Source organism: Pseudooceanicola lipolyticus, from assembly GCF_002786325.1.
In the GTDB taxonomy this organism is placed as follows: Bacteria; Pseudomonadota; Alphaproteobacteria; order Rhodobacterales; family Rhodobacteraceae; genus Pseudooceanicola_C; species Pseudooceanicola_C lipolyticus.
This window is the reverse complement of the sequence record NZ_PGTB01000332.1, coordinates 1-1540: the sequence shown is the minus strand read 5'-3', so window position 1 is coordinate 1540 and position 1540 is coordinate 1. Positions and strand designations below refer to the sequence as shown.

1 protein-coding gene and 1 pseudogene are annotated in these 1540 nt (G+C 70.6%); both read left to right on the top strand.

All coding sequences use genetic code 11. The annotated features are described in order from the left end of the window. A partial coding sequence (locus tag CVM52_RS25650; RefSeq protein WP_100165052.1) for a YifB family Mg chelatase-like AAA ATPase occupies positions 1 to 1124 on the top strand: 1124 nt, incomplete at its 5' end. A gap of 87 nt (positions 1125 to 1211) precedes the next feature. After that, positions 1212 to 1540: pseudogene (locus tag CVM52_RS25645) on the top strand (hypothetical protein); the annotation flags it as partial.

The window sequence follows — 1540 nt, the reverse complement described above, 5'->3', positions numbered from 1 at the left end:
CCGGGCGCAGCCTGCTCTGCCCGCGCGCCTCGGGCGCCGAGGCCGCCTGGGTCGGCGCCACCCAGGTGATCGGCGCCGACAGCCTGGGCGATATCGTCCGCCATTTCACCGGCCAGACGCCGCTGCCCCCGGCCGAACCCGGCGAGGTCTGCGAAACCGGTCTGAATGGCCCCGACCTGCGCGACGTCAAGGGACAGGAACGGGGCAAACGCGCCTTGGAAATCGCCGCCGCCGGGCGGCATCACCTGATGATGGTGGGCACCCCCGGCTCGGGCAAATCGATGCTGGCCGCGCGCATCCCCGGCATCCTGCCACCGCTGACCGCGCCCGAAGCGCTGGAAACCTCGATGATCCAGTCGCTCTGCGGCCTGCTGGACGAGGGCGGCATCAACCGCACCCGGCCGTTCCGCGAACCGCATCACACTGCCTCGATGGCGGCCATCGTCGGCGGCGGCCGCCGGGCGCAGCCCGGCGAGATCAGCCTGGCCCATAACGGCGTCCTGTTCATGGACGAATTCCCCGAATTTCCGCGCATGGTGCTGGAAACCCTGCGCCAGCCGATCGAAACCGGCGAGGTCATGGTTGCCCGCGCCAATGCCCATGTAAAATATCCCTGCCGCTTCATGCTGGTCGCCGCCGCCAATCCCTGCAAATGCGGCTATCTCTCGGACCCGGCCCGCGCCTGCCCCCGGGTGCCGCAATGTGGCGAGGATTATCTCGGCCGCATCTCCGGCCCGCTGATGGACCGGTTCGACCTGCGGATCGAGGTGCCACCGGTCGCCTACAGCGATCTCGACCTGCCGGCATCGGGCGACAGTTCGGCAGCCGTTGCCCGCCGCGTCACCGCCGCACGCGAGGTGCAGGCGGCGCGCTTTGCCGATCATGACGGCCTGCGCCAGAATGCCGATGCCGAAGGCGGGCTGCTGGAACAGGTCGCCACCCCCGATGCCGAGGGGCGCGAACTGCTGTCGCGCGTCGCCGGCCGTTTCGGCCTGTCGGCGCGCGGCTATCACCGGGTGTTGCGGGTGGCCCGCACCATTGCCGACCTGGCTGGCGAGGCCGAAGTGCGCCGCCCGCATGTGGCCGAGGCGCTGAGCTTTCGCCTGGCCACACAGGCGCTGTAAACCACGCCGGCCGGCGCCACTCTGCCATTTGCCGTTGTCCCGGCGGCCATGCTAGACAGGGCCCAGAAGAGGCAGAGCAGGCCCCCCATGACGGCGCTGACGGAATACGAACGGCTTGAGGCCACCGGCCTGTGGCGTGCAACCGCCGAGGCGCAGCGCCGCGAGGTGCTGGTCTCGGTGGGCGAGGCGACGCTGACCATTGCCGATTTCAACAACCGAGCGCTGGCGCATTGGTCGCTGGCGGCAATCGACCGGCAGAATCCCGGCGAATACCCGGCGATCTACAGCCCCGATGGCGACCCCGGCGAGACGCTGGAACTGGAGGCCGGCGAAGACGCGATGATCGACGCGATCGAACGGCTGCGGCGCGCCGTCGAACGCCGCCGCCCGCGCCCCGGCCGGCTGCGGCTGGCCGG